Annotated in this window: 19 protein-coding genes; 17 read left to right on the forward strand and 2 right to left on the reverse strand. The window is 40.3% G+C overall.

Features of this window, described 5'->3' with window-relative positions; translation table 11 throughout:
- Positions 1-3: 3 nt before the first annotated feature.
- Entirely contained in the window at positions 4-549 is a 546-nt protein-coding gene (locus MSG33_RS16575) for an acyltransferase (RefSeq protein ID WP_176318957.1), read from the forward strand.
- On the forward strand, positions 542-1,255 hold the full coding sequence (locus MSG33_RS16580) for a WecB/TagA/CpsF family glycosyltransferase (protein WP_053809499.1): 714 nt from the start codon (positions 542-544) through the stop codon (positions 1,253-1,255). Before MSG33_RS16575 ends, MSG33_RS16580 begins: the two co-directional genes overlap by 8 nt.
- A 96-nt stretch (positions 1,256-1,351) precedes the next feature.
- Here the strand turns inward: MSG33_RS16580 and wecA are convergent, their stop codons facing one another.
- Together wecA and MSG33_RS16590 are read right to left on the reverse strand one after the other, a co-directional pair.
- On the reverse strand, positions 1,352-2,428 hold the full coding sequence (gene wecA, locus MSG33_RS16585) for a UDP-N-acetylglucosamine--undecaprenyl-phosphate N-acetylglucosaminephosphotransferase (protein ID WP_176318959.1): 1,077 nt from the start codon (positions 2,426-2,428) through the stop codon (positions 1,352-1,354).
- Positions 2,429-2,565: 137 nt separating this feature from the next.
- Positions 2,566-3,891: an MBL fold metallo-hydrolase gene (locus MSG33_RS16590; protein WP_248381491.1), complete on the reverse strand. Its 1,326-nt coding sequence runs from the start codon at positions 3,889-3,891 to the stop codon at positions 2,566-2,568.
- Positions 3,892-4,768: 877 nt separating this feature from the next.
- On the opposite strand from MSG33_RS16590, the gene wecB reads away from it, so the two are divergent.
- From wecB to MSG33_RS16665, 15 genes are all read left to right on the forward strand, one after another.
- Positions 4,769-5,893 carry a UDP-N-acetylglucosamine 2-epimerase (non-hydrolyzing) gene (wecB, locus tag MSG33_RS16595; RefSeq protein ID WP_248381492.1) on the forward strand — a complete coding sequence of 375 codons (1,125 nt, stop codon included), beginning with the start codon at positions 4,769-4,771 and terminating at the stop codon, positions 5,891-5,893.
- Positions 5,894-5,914: 21 nt separating this feature from the next.
- Positions 5,915-7,180, forward strand: a complete 1,266-nt coding sequence (gene wecC / locus MSG33_RS16600; RefSeq protein ID WP_248381493.1) for a UDP-N-acetyl-D-mannosamine dehydrogenase — start codon at positions 5,915-5,917, stop codon at positions 7,178-7,180.
- Positions 7,181-8,419 (forward strand): polysaccharide biosynthesis C-terminal domain-containing protein, encoded by a 1,239-nt coding sequence (locus tag MSG33_RS16605; RefSeq protein WP_248381494.1) that lies wholly within the window; start codon positions 7,181-7,183, stop codon positions 8,417-8,419.
- The gene (locus MSG33_RS16610; RefSeq protein ID WP_248381495.1) at positions 8,416-9,558 is read left to right on the forward strand and encodes a polysaccharide pyruvyl transferase family protein; all 1,143 of its coding nucleotides are present in this window, start codon (positions 8,416-8,418) and stop codon (positions 9,556-9,558) included. The genes MSG33_RS16605 and MSG33_RS16610 overlap by 4 nt, the downstream gene beginning before the upstream one ends.
- A complete protein-coding gene (locus tag MSG33_RS16615) occupies positions 9,559-10,881 on the forward strand; it encodes a hypothetical protein (RefSeq protein ID WP_248381496.1) in 1,323 nt (440 codons plus the stop codon). It abuts the gene before it with no gap.
- Positions 10,878-12,029, forward strand: coding sequence for a glycosyltransferase (locus tag MSG33_RS16620; protein ID WP_248381497.1), 1,152 nt, complete (start codon positions 10,878-10,880; stop codon positions 12,027-12,029). The genes MSG33_RS16615 and MSG33_RS16620 overlap by 4 nt, the downstream gene beginning before the upstream one ends.
- Complete coding sequence (locus tag MSG33_RS16625) at positions 12,029-12,997, forward strand: hypothetical protein (RefSeq protein WP_047725471.1); 969 nt, start codon at positions 12,029-12,031, stop codon at positions 12,995-12,997. Before MSG33_RS16620 ends, MSG33_RS16625 begins: the two co-directional genes overlap by 1 nt.
- A complete protein-coding gene (locus MSG33_RS16630) occupies positions 12,998-15,139 on the forward strand; it encodes a bi-domain-containing oxidoreductase (protein ID WP_248381498.1) in 2,142 nt (713 codons plus the stop codon).
- Between the two features lie 275 nt (positions 15,140-15,414).
- Positions 15,415-16,947 carry a heparinase II/III-family protein gene (locus MSG33_RS16635; RefSeq protein WP_248381499.1) on the forward strand — a complete coding sequence of 511 codons (1,533 nt, stop codon included), beginning with the start codon at positions 15,415-15,417 and terminating at the stop codon, positions 16,945-16,947.
- On the forward strand, positions 16,947-18,206 hold the full coding sequence (locus MSG33_RS16640) for a glycosyltransferase family 4 protein (protein ID WP_267136676.1): 1,260 nt from the start codon (positions 16,947-16,949) through the stop codon (positions 18,204-18,206). Before MSG33_RS16635 ends, MSG33_RS16640 begins: the two co-directional genes overlap by 1 nt.
- Positions 18,190-18,801, forward strand: a complete 612-nt coding sequence (locus MSG33_RS16645) for a sugar transferase (RefSeq protein WP_237284683.1) — start codon at positions 18,190-18,192, stop codon at positions 18,799-18,801. The genes MSG33_RS16640 and MSG33_RS16645 overlap by 17 nt, the downstream gene beginning before the upstream one ends.
- Complete coding sequence (locus tag MSG33_RS16650; RefSeq protein WP_053809489.1) at positions 18,794-19,426, forward strand: acetyltransferase; 633 nt, start codon at positions 18,794-18,796, stop codon at positions 19,424-19,426. The genes MSG33_RS16645 and MSG33_RS16650 overlap by 8 nt, the downstream gene beginning before the upstream one ends.
- Before the next feature lie 33 nt (positions 19,427-19,459).
- Positions 19,460-20,635: a DegT/DnrJ/EryC1/StrS aminotransferase family protein gene (locus MSG33_RS16655; RefSeq protein ID WP_248381500.1), complete on the forward strand. Its 1,176-nt coding sequence runs from the start codon at positions 19,460-19,462 to the stop codon at positions 20,633-20,635.
- Positions 20,636-20,913: 278 nt separating this feature from the next.
- Positions 20,914-22,902 carry a nucleoside-diphosphate sugar epimerase/dehydratase gene (locus MSG33_RS16660; RefSeq protein ID WP_248381501.1) on the forward strand — a complete coding sequence of 663 codons (1,989 nt, stop codon included), beginning with the start codon at positions 20,914-20,916 and terminating at the stop codon, positions 22,900-22,902.
- Between the two features lie 167 nt (positions 22,903-23,069).
- Positions 23,070-25,169, forward strand: coding sequence for a YjbH domain-containing protein (locus MSG33_RS16665; protein WP_248381502.1), 2,100 nt, complete (start codon positions 23,070-23,072; stop codon positions 25,167-25,169).
- Positions 25,170-25,203: the final 34 nt, after the last annotated feature.

Below are 25,203 nucleotides of genomic sequence, written 5' to 3' on the forward strand. Positions count from 1 at the left end.
TCTATGAAAAAATTAAAGCTCGTAATTTACTATCTATTTTTCTACAACTTACCTAACTCTAGGTACTTACCTCTTTTTAGCAAACTTCGTTGCTGGTATTTGAGCAGAGTGTTGAAAGTGGTGAGTGCACACCCTAAAAATCGATTAGAAAATCGAATTTACATATCCAATGCCTCTGAGTTAAAAATCGGTCAAAACGTTCGTATCAACGAGAATGCATTTATTCAAAGTGCCACAATTGGTAACAATGTAATGATTGCGCCAAACGTAGCAATTCTTTCCAGCACACACAGTTACGAAAGACTAGATATTCCGATGGTTGATCAAGAAGATGTATTTGGTCTCCCTCCTATCATTGAAGATGATGTTTGGATTGGCCGCAATGTGGTTATCAAGCATGGTGTGACTATTGGGAAAGGTGCAATTGTAGGTGCGTGTTCTTTAGTTACAAAAGACGTCCCAAGCTATGCAATTGTTGGGGGCGTACCAGCAAAAGTAATCAAATATAGAAATGCCCAAGAAGTAGAAAAGAAGTACGAAAATGAATAAAACATGCAAAATAGGTGGGCTAGATATATCTGCATTCGACAGTATGGACCACGCAGTTGATTCTATCTTACATCAGGGAAATGTTGTTAGTGGCTTTGCTGTTGCCGTGAATGCTGAAAAAATCGTATCAAGTTACGAGCAGGCTGATGTAAAAAGAACTCTAGAGTCTGCAAGCATTCGTTATCCTGATGGAGCAGGGGTTTCTTTGGTCATGTCAAAACGTGGTTGCCCAAGTGCGAGGATCCCTGGCTGTGACTTGTGGTTAGAACTAATGAAAGGGTCTGCACCGCTCAATGTGCCGGTATTTATCGTTGGTGCTAAGCCTGAAGTTAATCAACAGACAGTTGATAAACTAAAGCAGGAGATCAAAGTTAACGTTGTTGATGCCTGTGATGGTTATTTTAAAGATGAAGCGGAGCTTATACATAAAATAAAGGAAAGCCAGGCAAAAGTTGTAACAGTAGCACTAGGCTCTCCCAGACAAGAAAACTTCATTAACAAGTGTCGTGAAGTCTATCCCGATGCTTTTTATATGGGCGTCGGTGGTACTTATGATGTATTTACGAATCGAGTGAAACGTGCTCCGAATTGGGCGCAGAAATACAACTTAGAGTGGTTCTATCGTTTGGCCTGTCAACCCACCCGAGTTACTCGACAATTAAAACTCATAAAATACTTATACCTGGTTGGAACTAAGAAGGTTTAAGCGTTTACAATATTTCACGGTTTAATAACAACACTTCAATACCGATGTTCGTGATGAATCACGAACATCGGTATTTTTAGTTTATTACAAATCTAGTTAGTTGTTTGAAATAGTGATTGCTTTGAGTTTGCTAAACTTATTTCGAAAGTAACTCGTAATTCGCCACACATAAGAAAGCAAAAGGGAATACACAATAAAACAGGCGATGAAGGTATAGAACATGACTGGTTCAGGAATGCCTGTCAGCTCGCCATAAATACCAAACGCAGCATAAAGGGTTGCGATACCGCAGATTGCTACTAGAGTTTGCTTAGGGCTTAAACCCATGCGTTGGAAAATATGGTGTAAGTGTTCTCTGTCAGGTTTGAATGGCGAGTCCCCACGGCGAACGCGGCGAATCATTATTGCAGCCATATCCATCAACGGAACGGCAATTAGCCATAATGCCGTAACCGGACGCATCAGAGGTTTGCTCTCTGTTTGGCTAACACCCAGCAATAACCAGATTACAGTAAAACCTATCATCATACTGCCTGCATCGCCCATAAAAACTTTTCTAGCGCGGCCAAGAATACCCAAGTTCATGAAAATATACGGCAGCATGGCAATAATAATAACCACACAGAGATAAGCTAAGCCGTGTTGGGCATCTACTCTTAATAAATAGGCAAGAGCGCCAAAGGTTACAATAGAAAGCCCACCTAGCAGACCATCAATACCATCTACCATATTAAAAGCATTGATTGCACCGATGACCGCTAGCACTGTGATAGCGATACCAGTCCAACCTAAATTTATATCCCCAAAGCCGAACATGTTACCTAAGCTGTGTAGCTCGATACCGGCAATATGAATCATCACCAAAGATAACCCAGCTTGAACTCCCATGCGTATTTTGAAACTCAAGTCGATCTTATCGTCAATCGCACCGATCAGCGTTAAGAGTGCGATAGAGCATACATACAGCCAACTGTACTCGATAGTTGCTGGCTTAAAGGTGAGAAACTGGATAAGAACAATACAGATAGAGATCCCACCGATAAGTGGAACAGCACCTTCATGTAACTTCCTTTCGTTTGGTTTATCGACCAAGCCTACCGACTTAGCAACCTTACGCATGAGAAACAAAGTGGCAAACGAAGAAAAGAATATAAATAGAAGTTCCAGAAACATAATAGTGCCAACTGCCATTGTAATTGTTCGACGGCTATTTTAACCGACAAGGTAACTATCTCAAGGAGAAAATAAGCAACAGAATGGTATCAAAACGATACTTTTACCCCATTTCTCCTGATTTTCTTATCAGTAAATTAAAGCACAACGTTCGTTTTTTTCCTGGCAAAATGTTGATACAGCTCTGCTTTTGCAACACTTTCACCATGAATTAAATGCACTTCTTTTGGTGGTGGATTAATTCCTTCTACAAAGCGAATTAGATCGGATTGATCTGCATGAGCAGAATAGCCAGACATCGTATGTATTTGAGCTTTAACTTTAATTCTCTTTCCTTCGATATCAACCTCACTCGCACCCTCTTGAATTTCTCTCCCTAGCGTTCCCTCAGCTTGATAGCCAGCAAACAGCACATCATTACGGCTATCTGGTAACAACGCATTGAGGTAATTCACCACTCGACCACCTTCGCACATCCCAGAGGCAGCAACCACAATAGCAGGTTCAGAAGTGCTCGCGAGACGATTCACCAATCTCATATGTTCAGCATGAGTCTCAATCGTAATACATTGTTCAAACCCGAGAGGATGACGATGTTGCTCCAAACGCCTTTTTGCTTCTTTACCCCAAAGCTTTTTAAAGCGCCGATAAGTCTTTGTCACTTTTCGTGCTAAAGGCGAATCAAGAATAATTGGTAGGGCACCATGTAAAGACTTCTGGTGCAGAAGCTGTTCGATATCGAATAACAGTTCTTGTGTCCTACCGACACTAAAAGCAGGAATAACAATCACACCACCATCTTCCAGCGCATGTTCGATAATAGAGAGCAATCGAGTACTTCTACTTTTCACGCTTTCATGTTGCTTATCACCATAGGTCGACTCAATAAACAAATATTCTGCTTTTTCAGGAGGTTTCGGATCTGGGAGTAAAGGCGTATCACTTGGACCGAGATCACCAGAAAATACCACTACGTCATTATTTGAGAGTTTAAATTCCAAATAAGCAGAACCTAAAATATGGCCCGCAGGTTGAAAGCGTATATAAGCCAACCCCTTAAGAGGAAGCCATGTATTGTACTGACATGGCACCAATCGTTGCTTAATTAGATTTAATATATGTTGCCGTTGATGTTTGCCTAAACCCAGCTGTAGCTTTAATCCGTCCTCTAACATAAGAGGGACCAACTCAGCAGTTGCTTGTGTGCAGTAGATTTTGCCTTTAAAGCCAGCAGCGAGTAACCATGGTAATCGGCCTATATGGTCAATATGAGCATGGGTCAGTACCAGCGCTTTTACCTTGGTTAAAGAAAACTCTATCGCCAGCGAACGATCATGACGACCTACCAATGCATCTTTACCTTGAAATAACCCGCAGTCGATCAAAATGCTCCCTTGCTCAAGTCGTAGTTCGTGACAAGAGCCTGTCACCGTATCCTTCCCACCATGATGAAGTACTTTCATAGCTATCTCCTTTTCATAGGCATCAATGTAATGAATCGAAGAAAGAAGAGGGAGGGTAACCGACCAGATAAACACGAAAGTAGGAGTCAAAATGCTAGGGGAGTGTTAAACGGTGTTTTAAGTTGCATTAAATTGTGATGCATATTCCACATAGGCAACTTTTTGCATTTTGTAATAAATATAAACGAATAAATGCGTATTATAAAACGCGCTTTAGGTAGGCAGAATTTACGAGTTTCTGGTTAAAATGACACCTGATATCTTGGTTAGTTGTCATAAAAAAGCCATTTTTTTGTCAGTCTTGTGCTTTTCGTTGCAACCTGTTTGCTATACAATCCTTTGCCTTGAGCACAAATGATAAAAAACCAAATGCATTGCCTTTAGGAGCCAGACCTAAGGGCGGTAGCGTGCCAAAAAGCAAAACAAAGCTCTCTAAGTGACATAAAAATGTCACCAGATAAATATAAATACAATTAAGCACATAGTTGCATTTCTGGCAAGGCTCTATAATTAAAATAGAGACTTCAAACAAACACTTAAACACCTCCTGTTACGTCAGAGGAGGACAAAACAGTAATGAATACTGTTTTGAAAAGATAATGGCTAGGCATCAGGTTTATCAACCAATACCTATCAACGACAGTCTTCATAAAAGTTTCTTTTTTTGATAATGACTGACCCGCCTAAATTATCTACTTAGATTTCTATTCCCCCAAAGGTATCGCTTGCGCACTTGTGGCGCATTCGTTTGTGTATTTTCCTCTGGGGTTATTGTGCTGTCCGGCAACAATGCTTTTTTAATGTAAGCAGAAGCGTTGTATCCATCACTCGCGATTATTCTCATCAACGTCCTATTCTTTGGCCTAGGTTATTTACAATGTCTAAAAAGAAAATTCTCACCGTTTTTGGTACACGTCCAGAAGCCATAAAAATGGCTCCTTTGGTTCATGCGCTTGCAAATGATGAGCGATTTGACGCTAAGTGCTGCGTTACCGCTCAACACCGAGAAATGCTGGATCAGGTTTTAGAGTTATTTGAAATTAAGCCTGATTACGATCTTAACCTGATGAAAGCGGGTCAATCTCTTAATGATGTAACCGCACGTATCTTGCTGGAACTTAAACCAGTACTTCAGGAGTTTAAGCCGGATGTAGTGCTAGTACACGGTGATACTGCAACTACCTTTGCTGCAAGCCTTGCAGCTTACTACGAGCAAATTGCCGTGGGCCATGTAGAGGCAGGTCTGCGCACTGGCAATATTTACTCACCATGGCCAGAAGAGGCAAACCGAAAATTAACTGGTGCGTTAACTACCTATCACTTTGCTCCTACAGAAACCTCGCAACACAACCTGCTACAAGAAAACATCAATCCAGACAATATCAGCATCACAGGTAATACCGTTATCGATGCTCTATTGATGGTTAAAGACAAAATTGATAACGACAGTGCGCTTAACCAACAGTTGGCAAGCCAATTCCCAATGCTTGATGAAAGAAAAAAGCTGATTTTGGTCACTGGTCATCGTCGCGAGAGTTTTGGTGGCGGTTTTGAACGCATTTGTGAAGCTTTAGCTAAAACTGCGCAAGACCACCCTGAAGCACAAATCTTATACCCAGTACACCTAAACCCGAATGTAAGAGAACCAGTAAATCGCATTCTGTCAAACGTCGATAATGTGCACCTCATTGAACCTCAACAATATCTACCATTTATCTACTTGATGAGCCGCGCGCATATCATTTTAACCGACTCCGGTGGTATTCAAGAAGAAGCCCCTTCGCTAGGCAAACCTGTATTAGTTATGCGTGACACAACAGAAAGACCAGAAGCCGTTGCCGCGGGTACAGTGAAACTCGTTGGAACCGACGTTGATAAGATAGTCACTGGTTTAGATGTACTACTTAATGACAAAGATGCTTACCAAGCGATGAGCTTTGCACACAACCCTTATGGTGATGGTCTAGCATGTCAGCGTATTTTAGAAGAATTGGCAAAATAATCATTTAGTTAGGAAAAAATTATGTCTTTTGAAACAATTTCAGTTATTGGCTTAGGTTACATCGGTCTGCCAACCGCAGCGATGTTTGCATCACGTAAGAAAAAGGTAATAGGTGTTGATGTAAACCAGCATGCGGTTGATACCATCAACCAAGGCAAAATCCATATTGTTGAACCGGATCTCGATATGATCGTAAGTGCAGCCGTGTCTGAAGGTTACTTGAAAGCAACCACTACGCCAGAGCCAGCAGATGCATTCCTGATTGCGGTCCCAACGCCATTTTTGCCATGTAAAGAAGGCGAAGTACCAGCGCCTGATTTGTCTTACATTGAGGCGGCAAGTAAAGCCATAGCACCAGTTCTTAAAAAAGGTGACCTCGTTATTCTTGAATCCACGTCACCAGTGGGTGCCACAGAGCAAATGGCTGCTTGGCTAGCTGAAGCTCGTGGTGATCTGACTTTCCCACAAACGCATGGCGAACAAGCTGATGTGAATATCGCTCACTGTCCGGAGCGTGTATTGCCTGGTCACGTTGTTCGTGAATTGGTAGAAAATGACCGTGTCATTGGTGGTATGTCTACTCTCTGTTCTGAGCGCTCAGTAGAGTTGTACCGTACCTTTGTACAGGGTGAATGTGTCGTAACAAATGCGCGCACAGCGGAAATGGCAAAACTGACAGAGAATAGCTCTCGTGATGTTCAAATCGCTTTTGCAAACGAGCTTTCAATCATTTGTGACAAGCTAGAGATCAACGTATGGGAATTGATCGCATTGGCGAACCGTCACCCTCGCGTAAACATCCTTCAGCCAGGACCTGGTGTAGGTGGCCACTGCATTGCGGTTGACCCTTGGTTCATTGTGTCAAAAACACCAGAAGAAGCACAAATCATCCATACAGCACGTAAAGTGAATGATGGCAAACCGGACTGGGTGATTAATAAAGTAAAACTGGCAATTGCCGAGTTTTTACAAGCAAATCCAGATAAAACAGCCCGTGAGGTGACGGTTGCTTGTTACGGTTTAGCATTTAAACCTGATATTGATGACTTGCGTGAAAGCCCTGCGATGGCTATTACACAAAAAATCGCAGAAATGCACGCTGGTCGTGTTGTTGCTGTAGAACCAAATATTGAATCTATTCCAGAGAAACTGAAACATGTTGAACTAGTGGAATTTGACATTGCATCTAAAGAAGCTGATGTGCAGGTTTTGCTAGTTGATCATAAGGGATTTAAAGGAGTATTAATAAGTAATGGTTTAATTATCGATACTAAAGGTATTTGGTAAATGAAAAGCTTCTTTAAAGATAGTGCTATTTCTATAATTATAAAAATAACAAGTGTTTTAATTGGATTTTTTACCACTATATTGTTAACGAATAATACAGATATTGAAACCTTTGGGGAGTACTCTTATTGGATAGCCGTAATAAGTCTTCTTGCATTACCAATGCAAGTTGGGTTTCCCACTGTTTTTGTTCGAGAAAGTGCTAAGGGGAATTACAGTGCGGTTTTTGATAAATATAAGAAATTTATATCTTTATTTTTTATTTTATTATTTTTTGTTTGTCTGCCTATTTTTATTTCTGGTATGAATAATATAGGGTTTTCTATATTGATTGCCTTTCTTGTTTCTATTTCGGTTAGTCTAAGTGGGGCTATCAGAGGAAATGGCGGTTATCTTTTAGGCCAAATGCCAGATAGTATATTTAGGCAATTGTTTTTTTTTCTAATAATATCAGTAAGCTTAATTTTAGAAGGTGGTGTTAATACTTCTGGACTTTTGTTTAGGTCACTTATTTCTTCTGCTTTGTGTGTTCTGATTACAGTTTATGTCTTAAGTTTATACACAAAAAAAATAAAATATTCTGAAAGTAACCAAGAAATAAACATCAAGCCCGCTTTGATCTATTTTTCACTCTTATCTGGGGTGCAAGTATTAGATGGTCAGTTGAATGTATTTATATTGTCAGTTTTTGGGAGTGATGAAGATATTGCGTTGTATAAGGTAGCACTACAAGTATCTATTTTAGTTTCTTTTGGTCTCCACTCAGTTACGATGTTATCTGCACCAATGTTCAGTAAGTTATATTATTCAAATGATATTGAAAATCTTATTAGAATATTAGATAAAACGGTAATCATGAGTCTGATGGTGTCTTTGCCTAGTTTTCTAATAGTTGTTTTTATGGGCAATGATCTATTAACTATAATATTTGGTGATGAATACTTAGGTTCATATTCTGTTTTGCTTATTTTATCGTTAGGGCAATTGTTTATATCATTGTTTGGGCCTCAGGTAACATTACTAAACTCTTGTGGGTTAGAAAAAGACGTTTTTATAGTTACGTCTATTAGTTTAATTATAGGTTTTTTAGCCGCTTTAATATTAGTCCAATATTTTTCAATCGAAGGAGTTGCAATTGCTACATTATTATCTCAAGCACTAAGGGTTTTAATTCTTTCTATGAGAGTCAAAAAAAGGTTGAGTGTTAATTATGGAGTCGGAAGGTTAGTACCTCTATGAAAAAAATACTAATTGCTTGTGAAAGATATAGCCAAAATTTAGGTGATGGATTAATTTTTGATGCGTTACAAGATGTACTGAGCAAAGAGTTATTGAAAGTTGAATCTTTTGATCTTTCACAAAGGACGTCGTTTTCTTTAGGAAAGAATAATTTAAAAGTAGAGTCAAAACCTAACATTAGAGAAAAACTAATAACAACTCTCGTAAATATAAAAGTTATAGGTAAGTATTTGGGGTATTTACTATGGTTTATATTTAAGCGAAAAGATTACATATTAAGTATAGAAGAAAGTATTAAGGATGTTGATAAAGTTTTAATAGGGGGGGGGCAAATAATAACGGATACTACGTTAGGGTTTATGCTTAGAATTTATACGTTATCTAGAGTTTGTGTAAATTATAACATCCCATACTCTCTAGTTGGATGTGGTGTAGGAGTAAAGCACTCTTTTCTCTCTAGGTATCTATATAAAAAAGTATTTGAAAATGCAATGTATTTAACCGTTAGAGACGATTTGTCTCGACGTTTGATTGGTGATATCTGTAAAAAAAGAGAAGATGATGTTTTGGTTTTCAATGACCCAGTATTTTCACTTCTGTTAGATGAAAAAATTAAAGTTTGCTCAGAAGAGCGAGTCGGAATTAATATTCAAGATTTTAGTGAACTCAGTGTTAATGGAACTACAATTGGTCCAAGTGATTATGTCTTTTTCTTAAAGAGAATCATAGAGCTTCATAAGGTTAAAAATAGAAAAGTATATTTATTTACAAACGGTTCAATGCTCGATGAAAAGTTTATGTATGATAATTTTTCTGATCTGTCTTCTGATGTTGAGTTTGTTGAGCGTAGTGTATATCCAGTAGATTTGGTTAATTTTATTTCAGGAATGAGTTTGATTGTAAGCTCAAGGATGCATTGTGGCATAGTATCTTACGTAATGAAAGTTCCATTTTTACAAATATGCTGGGACAGTAAGATTGAAAATGTTTGGAAAAGGTTTTCACTAGATTCAAAGTTGATATATTTAAATTCAATAAACAATTTTAATTTCAATAAACTTGAGTATATTCATAATGCCGGAGAGGCTGAAAAACATAAAGCCTATTTCCTAGATAAAATAAAACAAATGGTAAGTTAAATGACAAACGGATATGCAACATCTTTTTTATGGATGTTTGTATCAGTAATAATAGGCTACTTCATTACGTACGATATCGTAATGTCATTTTTTATGGCATCTATATTTTTTATTGTTTTTGCTTTTTTCTCTTTTAAAGGACCTGTATTCACTAAAAATTTGTTATTGTCTTTTTCTTTTGTTTGTTTGGTTTCAATGTTTATTAAATTTTATACCTTGTCAAATTTTGATGTATTACAAACAACGAAAGATTCTGAAAAGTTTTTATACTTGTTACAGCCATATTATCGAGATTTTAGTTTGGAGGATTTGAGGTATTTAGTTGATTCTACAATTGCTGTTAAAATCTGGCAGTTTTTTTATTTCTCAGATGATACCAACCCTAATATTGCAATTACAATAAACTCATTATTGATTTCAGTTTCAATTGCTCTTATTGCCGAAATAAAAAAAATATTGGGTGGTCAGATTGATGATAAATATGTAATCGCATTAATACTATTTAGCGGGATTCCTTTACAATTTGGAGTATTGTTACTTAGAGATTCATTTATATTTTTAGCAATGACTATTCTTTGCTATTTTCATGCGAGATGGAGTGTAAATAAATGTTCATTATTTATTTATTCACTAACTGTCATGTTTTTATCTTGGTTTGTATTATACCTAAGGGATGCACTGGCAATCATTGTGATAGTGTTTTATGTAACGTCAATAGCCTTTCGTTATACAAAAAACATCAACTTTATAGTTAAGTTTATCTTATTTCTTCTCCTTTTTTCTGTTCTATATTTAGTGTCAAAAGAAAATGTGCCAATTATAGGTTATGCTATCGAGAGAGCAGACACTTACCGTGATTTAGCTTTATCAAATGCATCTGAAAGCTCTTTAGGTGTTGGTTTTATTTATAATCAACCATTTTTGATAAGATTAGTTTTTGCTAGTTCATTACTTATATTAGGAACCATACCTAGCTGGCTTGGTTTTATTTGGGGTAGCCATGAATATCAGATATTCTTATCAATTTATTCTTTCTTTATGATTGCTACTTTTCCTACTTTTTTACGTGGTGTTATTTTGTCAATAAAAAGTAGAGATGTTGTGTTTTTTTATTCATGTTGGTATTTGGTTGGAATACTTATGATTGCTTCAACATCAATCGAGATTAGGCATGTTGGTCAGTTTTTTGTCTTTTATATCGTTAGCCTATTGTTGTTCTTCAATTACTTTAAGGGTGATTTTTTTAAACACTATTTTAACGTCGCGTTCTATGTAGTAATCGGACTTGTTCACTTTTTTTGGGTTGCGGTAAAATATTTATGAAGATACTTATTTTTATATCTCAGGTTTACCAGTTAGGTGGCGCTGAGAAACTAGACTTTGACTTGGCTCTCGAGCTTAAGAAAAGAGGTTATGATGTAGAGGTTGCCATTATGTATACAAAGGACATACATAATGGCTGTAAAAATGTCGATATTTTAAATAAGTACGATTTAAAAGTTCATTACTTGGGACTAGAAGTTAATCCGAATAAAATTAAATTTTTACTTTCATCTTGGAAATTAAGAAATATATTAAAGAATGGAAAGTTCGATGTTATTGCAACTTCCACTGTATCTCCGGCGATCATAACTACAATAGCGACGGCTTTTATGAGTGTAAAGGTTATTGTAGGTGTTCATCAAGTGTATGATATTTATAGAGAAAAATCTGTCAATTATAAGATTTATAGATTGTTAGTTAATATTAGGAAGAACATTAATTTTTACTTTATATCAAATTTTGTTCGGGATGGTTCTCAAGTTTTTTTTGGTGAAGAGAAATGTAAAAAAGGTCTTGTTCTATACAATTCAATTAGAAATGATTTTTTTGATATAACTGATGTTAATCCAAAGTATAAAGAAATAATATCAAATGAACTTGGTTTTAAAGATAAAAAAATAATTTTATTCTGTGGTAGGGTTTCAAAGTATAAGGGCATAGAGTTGGTGCTAGATGCGTCGTTGCCGTTATTAAAAAATGATTGTGTACTAATTTACTTAGGTGGCGTTGATTATAATGTTAAAGGCACAAAAGAAGCGTTAGAAAGTATTAATAAAAAAATAGCTGAAAATAATGTTTACGACTCTGTTTTCTTTCTTGGTTATAGAGATGATGTAAGAGAAATTATGTCTATATCTAATGTATTAGTTCATCCTACAGAAATTGAAGGTTTTGGGTTAGTTTTAGCGGAGGCATGCGCATTGGGTTTGCCTATAATATCTTCAAATGCAGAGGCTATTCCAGAGGTTTTGAGTTCCACAAGCGCAACTATTATAGACAATTTCAATAAAGATGAATATGAAAAAAGAATTAGAGATAGGTTGCAAGGATGTGATGATAAAAAGTCTCATTATAGAGACAAGGAAATAATATTTAATAAATATAGTTTAGAAAGTAGAGTTGATAATTTTTGTGAGAAGTATCTGTAATGAAAGTGTTTATTCTTGGTGCTGTTCCTCCACCTCTTGGAGGGGTTTCAGTATATGTATTTCGTCGGTTCAATGAACTAAAAAATAAAAAGGGGAATGTTAAGCTTTTTGATAGTAGACTTAAAATTAGCTTTATTTATCTTTTGGCTAATGCTCTCGCTTATATTGTCCTTGGTAAGGATTTTGAAATAGAAGTTAATGTTTCAAATAAACATGTTCTCAAAATAATTACGATGTTAGGGTTATCCAAGTATTGTGTTTTTATCGATCACAATGGTTACCGTAGGCTAATCAATGAGTCAGAAGGTGAAAGTATTCTTTTTGATTTTTTGAAGTCTATTAAGATGATTAAGCCTGTTAACAGGGACATTGCTGACTTTTATTTGTCTCGTGGTATTTCAAAAGATAAAATTGAAATCATTACACCTTATATTAAGCCTACCAATTCAGAACTGTATGAGGCTGAAAGACAACTACCCAGTGAACTATCATATTTGCTGAATGCTAAAAGTAGAAATATAGTTCTGACTAGCGCTTGGAAAACTATTTCTAGTGATGATGAGTTTGACTTATATGGTCTGTTGGATATCTTATCTTTTTATGATGCCTTAGCTTGTGATTTTCCGGATTACTACTTTGTTATGATGCTTGGTGAATTTACAGATGATGATTATGGAACGCGTGTTTTAGATAAGATAAAAATGTTGAAACAAAAACATAGAAACTTTGTTTTTATTAATAATGGTATTTCTCAACTCTCTTTATTAAACAAAACAGCAATACTATTGAGGTTGACTAAAACTGATGGTGACTCTGTTAGTATTAAAGAAGCAATTGACTTTGGAGCCAAAGTAATTACAACCGATGTATGTCCTAGACCAAGTGAAGTGTTTTTATTCAAGGTAGATGACACTACTGGAATTAATGAAAAAATTAGGAAAATATTAATGCTTAGAGAGGATAATTAAGTGAAACAGGTTCTTCAAGACATGGCTAAAGGTGGCTCTAATTTGGTGCAGGCTCCTGCTCCAAAGGTTACAACTGGTAATGTGTTAATCGATACCAGTATCTCTTTAATTTCTGCGGGTACAGAACGCATGCTTGTAGATTTCGGCAAAGCAAGCTTGATTGATAAAGCTCGCCAGCAGCCAGACAAAGTAAAAATGGTGTTGGAGAAGGTACAAACCGATGGGTTAATGACTACAATTGACGCTGTTCAATCTAAGTTGGCGCAACCATTACCCCTTGGTTATTGCAACGTTGGTGTCGTTAAGGCCGTTGGTAAGGGTGTTCAGGGCTTCAAAGAAGGTGATCGCGTTGTATCGAACGGCCCTCATGCAGATGTCGTCCGTGTGCCTAAAAATTTGTGCGCTTTAATTCCAGACAACGTATCCGATGAGGAAGCATCGTTTACGGTTGTGGCGAGTATTGGTCTACAAGGGATTCGTTTAGCCGAACCAACATTAGGTGAGGCGTTTGTGGTTACTGGTGTTGGCTTAATTGGTTTACTAACCGTTCAATTGCTGCGTGCTCAAGGTTGTCGTGTACTGGCGGTTGATTACGATGATGCGAAGTTGGAGCTGGCGAAGCAATTCGGCGCGGAAGTTTGTAACCCTGGTAAAGGTGAAGATCCTGTTGCAGCTGGTATGGCATTTAGCCGTGGAAACGGCGTCGATGGCGTAATTATTACTGCTTCGACAAAATCAAATGATCCAGTGACCCAAGCTGCACGAATGAGTCGTAAGCGCGGCCGTATTATCCTTGTCGGTGTGACTGGCTTAGAGCTAAATCGTGCGGATTTCTATGAGAAAGAACTAACCTTCCAAGTCTCTTGTTCTTATGGCCCTGGTCGCTACGATGCCAACTACGAAGATAATGGTCAAGATTACCCATATGCTTTTGTACGTTGGACTGAACAACGAAATTTCGAAGCTATCTTGGACATGATGGCCTCTGGCCAAGTAGATGTTAAGCCACTTATTACTCACCGATTCAAGTTCGAGGATGCAGCTCAGGCATACGACCTACTCACTTCTGATAAGTCTGCGCTGGGCATTTTGCTTCAATACCAGAGTGAGTGCAGTTCTCGTCACGAGAAATCCATCACACTTAACCGCGAAGCGACTTTTGAAGCATCTAAACCTGTTGTTGGGTTTATTGGTGCTGGGAACTACGCTTCTCGCATGTTGATCCCGGCTTTTAAAGCGGGAGGCGCTCAATTACATACTATCGCCACTTCTGGTGGTATTAATGGCGTAACTCATGGCGAAAAAGCAGGCTTTGCGAAAACCACAACAGATACAAGCGCAATGATTTCTGACTCAGAAATTAATACAATTGCAATTGTAACGCGCCATAACAGCCATGCTCACTTTGTATCTGAAGCGCTAAACGCAGGCAAGAACGTATTTGTTGAGAAGCCTCTAGCTGTAACGCTTGAAGAGCTAGCTGAAGTAGAAGCAACATACTACTCTAAGTCATCCACTGCATCTGCTCCAAAGCTGATGGTTGGCTTTAATCGTCGTTTCTCCCCTCAAGTCCAAAAAATGAAAGAGCTGCTTTCATCAGTCAAAGAGCCTAAAAGCTTTATGATGACAATGAATGCAGGTGCAATTCCGGCCGATCATTGGACACAAGACAATGAAGTGGGCGGCGGTCGTATTATCGGCGAGGCCTGTCATTTCATCGATCTAATGCGATACCTGGCTGATTCAGAGATTGTTTCTGTGCAGTGTCGTCGTATGGGTGATGTTGATAGTGTTGATATCACGGAAGATAAAGCTGCGATTATTCTTGGTTTTGCTGATGGTTCTTTCGGCACTATCCACTACTTAGCTAATGGTGCTGCTAACTTCCCGAAAGAGCGCGTAGAAGTTTTCGCAGCAGGTAGAGTACTTCAATTAGACAACTTCCGTAAGTTAAAAGGTTTTGGTTGGCCTGGCTTTAGTAAAATGAATTTATGGAAACAAGACAAAGGGCAAACAGGTTGTGCGGCTGCTTTCCTTAGTGCTATTGAATCAGGTAAAGAGTCGCCGATTCCACCTCGAGAGCTATTCGAAGTAGCAAGAGTGACAATTGAAATAGCAGAGCAATTGCGTAAACAACAATGAGTCTCAAACTAAAAGCGCAAACTGCAAAGAACTTGGGTGTTTTCAATTTAGCCAGAGTGGCAGTTTACCAACTAGGTGTCCGAAGCGGATTAAACCCAGTTAAGCGTCTCAATCAAGCCTCGATATCGGGGCTTTTGTTTCGCCCTTTATCTGCTTCAGTTCAATGTAAATCTAGTCAGCGATACCAATTCTCCCCTTTTGGTTGGAGGCCGAAGCGATTAGTCAGTGAATTGCGATGGGCGGAGAGCGCATTAACTGGAAAATGCTACTCCAACATGAATAAACCTTGGTTTTGTTTGTCTGACTTTGATTCTAATGTTGGTGATATTAAAGGGATTTGGGAAGCATCTAGATTCGACTGGGTACTAGGCTTAGCGAAGGATTATCTTTCTGGAAGAGAGCAAGCGCTGGATGAGCTGAATGCAACTACGAAAGATTGGCTAAAACACAATTCTCCTTATTTGGGGCCGAACTGGAAGTGTGGGCAAGAAGCCTCAATAAGAGTCATGCATTTGGCTATGGCTGCTAAATTACTGAATCAAGTTGAAAGTCCTGAACCTGCACTGTTGGCATTTGTTAAAGCCCACTTAAAACGCATTGCCCCGACCATCTCTTATGCCGTTGCTCAAGATAACAACCATGGCACTTCGGAAGCTGCAGCCCTATTTATCGGTGGAAGTTGGCTTATTTCCAGTGGCGATAAAAGCGCTATGCGCTGGCAAAAAATGGGGCGTAAGTGGTTAGAGAATCGAGCAAAGCATTTGATCGATGATGATGGAACATTCAGCCAGTATTCAGTCAACTATCACCGAGTTATGTTAGATACTTACTCAATGGCTGAGATATGGAGGCGGGAACTTAATCTCAATTCGTTTAGTCCGTCGTTGTATACAAAAATTGGTTTGGCGACTCAATGGTTATATCAGTTGACTCAAGAAGTAAATGGGGATGCACCTAATTTAGGTCATAACGATGGCGCAAGGTTGTTACCTTTAAGTGACTCGGATTATCGAGATTTTCGCCCAACGGTTCAGCTCGCCTCAGTCCTGTTCTTGCAGTCATCTGCTTGGGAAAAAGCAGGTAGCTATGATCAACCACTTAAACTTCTGGGATTAAGTAAACCTCAGCGAGTACTCAACCAACCGAGCTCATTCCATTTTGCGCAAGGTGGATACGCCGGATTAAGAAGCCAAACTGGAGCGTTTGCACTATTCAATTACCCTATCTTTCGTTTTCGACCTGCTCAAAACGATGCTCTACATGTGGACTTTTGGCTTGATGGTGTAAACCTGTTAAGAGACGGTGGCACCTTTAGTTACAATGCTGGTCAAGCATATATCGATTACTATGGTGGAACGCAAAGTCATAATACTGTTCAGTTTGATGAGCATGAACAAATGCCACGCTTGAGCAGATTTCTCTTAGGTGCTTGGCTTAAGGCTGAAAATGTCCATTGGGATGAAGCTCGCCAATATTGTAGCGCTAGTTACCGTGACTATTTGGGGTGCAGTCATAAAAGAGAGATTTCTCTTTCGAACAGTGTGCTGCGAGTTGTAGATGATATTCAAGGTGTACAGAACAAAGCGATACTACGTTGGCGCCTGAGTCCAGGGGAATGGATGATAGAAGGCAATCGCATCACCAACCATATTCATTCTATAACGATAAATAGTAATACCGACATCAAACGACTTGAGTTAGTCGAAGGAAAAGAGTCTCGCTATTACTACCAAGAAACTTCCATTCCTGTTTTGGAAATCGAAGTAACGTCAGATGGCAAAATAACGACAGAGTATAATTACAGATAATGAATATTCTTTATTTTCACCAGCACTTTTCAACACCTAAAGGTTCCACAGGAATACGTTCCTACGAGATGTCAAAGCGCCTAATTCACCATGGGCATAATGTCACTATGGTATGTGGCACATATGGTGGAGGAGAGACAGGGTTAGAGTCAGAGTTTATTGGTGGCAAACGTGAGGGTGTCGTCGATGGCATCCGCATTATTGAGTTTGATTTGGCGTATTCCAACTCAGATGGCTTTCTTAAAAGAAGCATGACTTTTGTTAAGTTTGCCCTAAAAAGTATCGGCTTAGCTTTTACGGAAAAATACGATGTATTGTTTGCAACAACAACCCCATTAACAGCGGGTATTCCAGGTATTTTTGCACGTTGGTTACGTGGAAAGCCGTTTGTATTTGAAGTAAGGGATTTGTGGCCTGAATTACCAAAAGAAATGGGGGTAATCAAAAACCCTATCATTTTGGGTTTGATGTCTCTATTAGAATGGGCGTCTTATCGAAGTGCGAATCGCTGTATTGGCCTTTCTCCTGGCATTGTCGAGGGAATCAAGAAGCGTGGAGTGCCTACAGACAAAATAGCGATGGTACCCAATGGCTGTGATCTCTCCATCTTTACTCAACCAAGCGAACCATGGCGACCAGAGGGTGTCACGCAAGAAGATTTGATGGCGGTTTTCACTGGCACTCATGGTATGGCGAACGGCTTGGATGCTGTCTTAGATGCAGCGACAGAGTTACAAAGCCGTGGCCGAAACGATATTAAGTTAGTTTTGGTGGGGCAAGGTAAGCTAAAACCACAATTGGAGTCCAAAGCTCAAGAGATGCAGCTGAATAACGTTGTATTTCACCCTCCTGTAAATAAGCAGAAGTTGGCGGGTTTAATGGCAAGCGCTGATGTTGGAATGCAAGTGTTGGCAAATATCCCTGCTTTTTATTACGGAACATCTCCGAATAAATTTTTCGATTATATTTCTGCGGGCCTCCCTGTGATTAATAACTACCCAGGTTGGCTAGCAGGGATGATAGAAGATTCTCAGTGTGGCTTTACTGTGGCTCCGGAAAATCCGCAGGCGTTTGCAAATGCCTTAGAGCAGGCGGCAGATAATCGAGATGCGCTTGTTAACATGGGGGCATCCGCTCGACAGCTTGCTGAAAGTCAGTTTGACCGCCAGTTGTTAGCTGATAAATGGGTTGAGTGGGTAGTAGGAACTGCTCAATCAGATGTGAAATCTGCAGAGGTAGATAATGAAAAGGTTATTTGATTTCTGTGCCTCTTTATTTGGGCTTGTTTTGCTTTCGCCAATTATCGCGCTCGTGGCTTGGAAAATACGCAAGAACTTAGGCTCGCCCGTACTGTTTCGTCAAACACGTCCTGGTTTAAATGGCAGACCGTTTGAAATGGTTAAGTTCCGTACCATGAAAGATGCGGTCGATTCACAAGGGAATCCACTTCCTGATTCCGAGCGAATGACTCCGTTTGGAGACAAGTTAAGAAACTCAAGCCTCGATGAGCTTCCGGAGTTGTGGAACGTATTGAAAGGTGAAATGAGTTTAGTGGGGCCACGTCCTTTATTAATGCAGTACTTACCGCTTTATAGTCAAGAGCAAGCAAGACGTCATGAAGTCAGGCCTGGCGTAACGGGCTGGGCTCAAATTAATGGGCGTAATGCAATCAGCTGGGAAGATAAGTTTAAGCTCGATGTCTGGTATGTCGATAATCGTAACCTGTGGCTAGATATCAAAATTCTGTTCCTAACTGTTAAAAAAGTGTTTGTGAAGGAAGGAATATCGGCAGATGGCCATGTCACGATAGAACCTTTTACTGGTCAATCAAAGCAGGACGAAATCAATGAATAGAACTTGCGCAATTTTAGGCGCTAGTGGTCACGGTAAAGTCGTTGCTGAAATTGCGGAGCTAAATGGTTATACAAACATTGAGTTTTTTGATGACCGCTGGCCAGAGTTGCAAAATGTTGAGCATTGGCCAGTCAAAGGGAATTCCGAAGCCTTGTTAAAGATAGCGGCACAGTTTGATCTAACGGTGATAGCCATCGGCAATAATAAAGTCAGGTTAGAAAAGCAGAAGCAACTGAGTATAGCTGGCGCTAAATTCTCTGTACTAGAGCACCCTAGGGCCACAATTAGTCGGCATAGTCAGCTTGATAAAGGTACGGTGGTCATGGCTGGTGCTGTCATCAATCCTTTTGTCAAAGTTGGTAAAGCATGCATTATTAACACGGCCTCAACGATAGATCATGACTGCCATTTAGCGGATGGCGTACATGTTAGCCCTGGTTGTAATCTTGCGGGCGGGGTAACTGTCGGGGAAGGTTCTTGGCTCGGTATCGGAAGCCAAGTTAAACAACTTATTTCCATTGGTACGGGCGTAATGGTAGGAGCCGGCGCGACTGTCCTGAACCATGTACCAGATTTGCAAACTGTTGTGGGTACTCCTGCACAGCTCGTAAACAAGTCAAAATAACATTCTCAGAATAATTTTTATTTAGGTGACATCGTGCTTAATACTCCATTTTCTCCATGGCCTTCTTTTACTCAAGAAGAAGCCGACGCAGTTAGTCGTGTAATACTGTCAAACAAAGTAAACTACTGGACGGGTAGTGAGTGCCGTGAGTTCGAAAAAGAATTCGCAGCTTGGGTTGGATGTGATCATGCTGTTGCACTAAGCAACGGTACCCTTGCACTCGATGTCGCGCTTAAAGCGTTAGCGATTGGTGAAGGGGACGAGGTTATTACGACGCCTAGAACGTTTCTTGCTTCTGCGTCTTCTATTGTTACGGCTGGCGCCAACCCTGTGTTCGCGGATGTGGATCTCAATAGCCAAGCCATCACGGCAGAGTCAATTGAAGCGGTGCTAACCCCTAAGACGAAAGCAGTCATCGTTGTTCATTTAGCTGGCATGCCTGCAGAAATGGATGCCATTATGGCACTTTCAGAAAAACATGGTTTTTATGTTATTGAAGATTGTGCCCAAGCACATGGCGCAAAATACAAAGGGCGCAGTGTAGGCACAATTGGTCACATTGGTGCTTGGTCTTTCTGTCAAGATAAGATCATGACCACAGGCGGTGAAGGTGGCATGGTGACCACAAATGATAAAGATTTGTGGTCAAAAATGTGGTCTTACAAAGATCATGGTAAAAACTATGACGCGATTTATAACCGTCAACATCCACCGGGCTTTCGCTGGTTGCACGACAGCTTTGGAACCAACTGGCGTATGACTGAGCTACAAGCCGTGGTTGGTCGTATTCAATTGACTCGCATGTCAGAATGGACGGCACAACGTCAAGCCAATGCGGCACAACTCGATGAGGCAGTTGCAGATCTCAATATCGTTCGCCGTGTTCACGTGCCTGAGTATTCGCAGCACGCAGAATACAAACACTACCTATTTGTTGAGCCTGAACATTTGGCAGAGGGCTGGACGAGAGATCGCATTGTGGAAACCATTGTAGAACGTGGCGTTCCGGCTTATCAGGGGAGCTGTTCTGAGGTGTATTTAGAAAAAGCATTTGATAATACGCCATGGCGACCAGAAAAACGCCTACCAAATGCGGTGCAGTTAGGTGAGACTAGTTTGATGTTTTTGGTCCATCCGACATTAACACCAGAAGAAGTTGCTAAAACCAGCTGCGTGATCCGTGAAGTGTTGTTAGAGGCGCAGAAGTAAACCTGTTCAGTCTGAGTGGGACGCATAAATAACAATGCCTTAACGCGTCGTTATCTATAATTTTTTCCTACCAATGCGTCCCCCCACTTGATGAAAATGTAAAATATCTGCTACGCAGATTGCTTAAAAGATGCGATGCAGTGAGATAATATGCAATTAATGGTTCTATACATAATCATCAGGTTGTATAATCTTTGCTCAGGCTATCTCATAATATTAACTAGCATTACCACCAAACTCTAAAAATAAACTTGGGGTAATGAGGCTTACATACTGTCATGATTGAAAATAATTCCAAACTTAACGTCATTTGGTCTTTACCGAGATATCAAAAGCGCCTTATTAGTATCGGAGTGGATTTCTTTATTATCTCTGCTGCTTTTATGTTTGCTTATTGGTCTCGCATTGGTGAATTCCGCCCACTTCCAGATATAAGCAGTCACTACGTATTGCTTGCCACCGTTGTTTGTACCCTTGCTGTCTTTGTCGCATTTGGCCTCTACCGAGCGGTATTACGCTATTTAGGCTTTCATGTGCTGGCAGTCGTCGGGTTAGGTACTATTCTATCTGCGCTTTGTGTGGCCAGTTTTGCTTTCGCATTCGATGCCCAATTACCACGCTCGATTCCTTTTATTTATGCCGCTTTTCTAGCAATAGGGGTAGGGACTAGCCGTCTGTTAGTAAGAAGTTTGGTTGCTCAATCGGTACATAAGGCCGGAGATCCAGTTCTCATTTATGGTGCAGGTAGTGCTGGTCGTGAGCTTGCGTTTGCGCTGCGACAATCAGAAACCTACCGAGTTATCGGCTTTGTGGATGAAGATAAAACCCTGCAGAACACAATGTTAATGGGTTATCGAGTCTATACCGCAGATAATGCGATCAAGGCGATCAGAAAGCATGAAGTGAAAAAAATCTTACTTGCCATTCCTAGCGCTTCGAATAAACGCCGTAAGGAGGTTTTGGATCGAATCTCTAAACTTCCAGTTGAAATCCAAACCGTTCCTGATATGAAAGATATCCTTACGGGTAAGGCGAAAATTGATGAACTGAAAGAGGTTCCGATTGGTGATTTGTTAGGTCGTGATCCTGTTCAGCCGCAACAAGTTTTGATGGAAGCAAACATCAAGAACCAAGTAGTAATGGTGACGGGGGCTGGTGGCTCAATTGGTTCTGAGTTATGTCGTCAGATTTTGAACTACTCGCCAAAATCATTGATCTTATTTGAGCTGTCTGAGTTTGCCTTGTATCAGGTTCACAGTGAGCTAAGCCAAATCATCAAGGCTAAGAAGCTAAACATTGTAGTCGTGCCTCTAGTTGGCTCTGTGCAGCGACAAAATCGTTTAGAAACCACCATGAAGGCGTTTGAAGTGGACACGGTTTACCATGCCGCAGCGTATAAACATGTTCCGCTGGTGGAGTATAACGTTGTTGAGGGTGTGCGAAACAACGTATTTGGCACTTACTACACCGCACAAGCAGCGATTGATGCTGGTGTGAAGAATTTCGTTCTCATTTCTACTGATAAAGCCGTTAGACCAACGAACGTCATGGGTGCGACTAAACGCATGGCTGAGTTGGGTTTACAAGCGTTGGCGGAGCAACAAAATCGCATTCGTGAGAGCAACCCAAACCTTGGCACGCGCTTTTGTATGGTGCGCTTTGGTAATGTACTGGGTTCGTCAGGCTCGGTAATTCCTGTATTCAAAAGACAGATTGAGAAGCGAGAGCCTATTACGGTCACTCATAAAGACATTACTCGATACTTTATGACGATCCCGGAAGCTGCTCAGTTGGTCATTCAAGCTGGGGCAATGGGTAAAGGTGGTGATGTATTTGTTCTCGATATGGGGGAGCCAGTTAAGATTGTCGATCTAGCGAAGAATTTGGTTTACCTGTCAGGCCTTGAAGTTAAAGATGAAAACAATCCTCATGGCGATATAGAAATTCTCTTCACTGGTTTGAGGCCTGGAGAGAAGTTATATGAAGAGCTGTTGATTGGGGATGATAATGTTTCCGAAACGGCACACGCTCGCATTATGACAGCTCAAGAAAGTTACTTGCCATTAAAAGAGTATGAGACCTTGATCGACAAGCTCGATGTTGCTTGCCACAACTTCCAACACGAAGTGATTCGTCGTTTACTGCTCGAGGCCCCTACAGGTTTTAACCCAGTAGATGGCATTGAAGATCTTGTATGGAAGCAAAATACTCGCACTGCGGAGTTATATACTTTTGAACCAAAGCAAAGTAATGCAAGTGAAACTTGATGCTTTTGTTTGGTTGGTAAATAATAGAAAAATTAATAAGATATGCTTTCGTGGTGCTCGCTGTGGTGGTTTACCTATGACGAGCCCGTATCGGCATATCACAATATCAAAAAGGCACTTCTGAGTGCCTTTTTCTGTATTCAATATATTAACAGTGGCTAAAACTGATGGCACAGAAAACGATTAAAACAGGGATAGCAGCTTTATCGCTGCCGCTACTGGTAAGTACCTCCCTTACCGCTCACGAGTTGGAAACGTTACCTTCCAACCAAAGCTTTACGGGTTTGACTTTTACCCCTAATGCGCAGTCGTTAAATTACGGAGACTTTTCTTTTACGTATGCTCAAGGCTTACCATGGAGAAAAGCCGTTCAGGATTTAGACTCTCTCAAGTTTTCGTTTGGTTTGCTGGAGGGTTTAGAGGCCCACGGAAGAATTGTCACTGACAATTATACCTCTAACTGTTTTTACGATTGTGGAGACATTCGTGATCTATCGATGTCTTTCAAATATCAGGTTCCTAACTTTTGGGGAACTGAGAATCTAGACTTTGCTTTAGGTATTCAAGATCTAGGTGGTTCTGCCAATCAGTTCAGCACTAAATATGCGGTTGCGGACTACTCTTTCGACTTTGCTCCAGTTCGAGTGTCGGCAGGTTACGGGTTCTCTGATATCGAATTGGGTGTGATGGACGGCCCATTCGGTGGTATTGAGTATCAACCATTGAGCTTTTTACAGGTTAGTGGGGAATACGATGCTGTGGAGTTCAACTCATCGGTAAAACTTTTTACTCCACAAGGTACACTGCCTTATGATGTGACAGCTTCACTCAGTTATCAGCTATATTCAGGCCACAATACAGATGAGCAAAATATCTGGAACGCGGCACTTTCAGTACCTCTAGTCACCGGGTACACGCGTTCTCGCGATTACTCTCGCAATAATGTCACGTTGATGGAAAGGCTGTCTTTGGAGCAGAAGAAAGCCAAAGAGGTTTCTATCTCTACTTTGGTGAGCACGCTTCGTAATGAAGGCTTCGTGAATATTCAAATTGGTCTGTTGAACCAAACGACGGTAGTTGCACTAGAAAACCGTCGTTATAACCATAACCAAGTCGACGGTTTAGGTGTTGCTATGGGGATCATTTCTAGTCACCTAGGTCAAAATGCCGTATCAGAAGTGGGCGGTGAGTCGGATCGCATTGAGCTAATTATGCTCGCAAACCAAAAGCCTGTTGTTAGTATGCAAGCGAATTCGTCTTGTTATCAAAGTTTTATCAATGGTTCTGCTGCGTGCGAGGATATTAAGTTCACGACACGAGATTTAGCCGAGAAACTTGAGCTGGTTAATTGGAAAACAGAGCGCGTAAATAGCGGTGTACTAGACTCTCAACTTGTTTTTTCACCTATGGTTCGCCATGCCGTTGCGACAGAGTTTGGGGTCTATGACTACTCCTTTGCCATGTCGAGCAACTTATATACCTATCTTTGGTCTGGTGCCGCTGTCGATGTTCGCCATATTCTGCCGTTAGCAGAAAGTGACGATTATGAAAAATGGGGATACTTTGAAGATAGCGCGTACGAGAATGATATCGAGCGTGCAATGTTGCATCAATTCTTCCGTTTGCCTTATGTTGATATCGCGAACCAAGTATCCGTCGGTTTGGCGAAAACAGATTATATTGGCGCGAGAAGTGAATCAACATGGTTTTCTCAGTCCGGTGCTCATGCCTTTAGCTTAGAAATGAGTTATTTCCAGCACGTCGATGAGAAAGATGAAAATGGCTATGAGACTCTCGATCGTCAAACTTCGCTAGCTCGCTATACTTTCTCAATGCCTGAATGGGATTGGCAGTTTAACGCGACAGCGGGTGAGTTTTGGCGAGGTGATGTCGGTGCCAAGCTAACAACCTCTCATTGGTTTGAGGATATTGAGGTTTCCGCTACTTATCAGGTTACCAAGTACAAAGATACTGATGAAGAGCAGTTTGTGGCTGTTTCAGTCAAGTTACCACTAACACCTTGGCGCGATATGTCTCCTGGTTTGTTGCAGGTTCGAGGCAACGAGGCCTATGACTTTAATGTGATGACACGAGTAGGCAATGACGTGAATTACTTAAGTGATGGGCAAGGTGATGAGCTTATCATGGACAACAGCATGCTACGTCGTTACTTCAACCGTGGTCGCTATGGTAGTGATTACTTTGAAGAGAATAAGATTCGCTTACGTAATGCCTACCTGCGTTACCTATCAACTCAGTTAGACTAAACTCATAGAGTAATACGATGTGCAAAAAGCGGCC

The sequence above is a fragment of the Vibrio sp. 1CM7H genome (assembly GCF_023161645.1).
Taxonomy (GTDB): Bacteria; Pseudomonadota; Gammaproteobacteria; order Enterobacterales; family Vibrionaceae; genus Vibrio; species Vibrio diabolicus.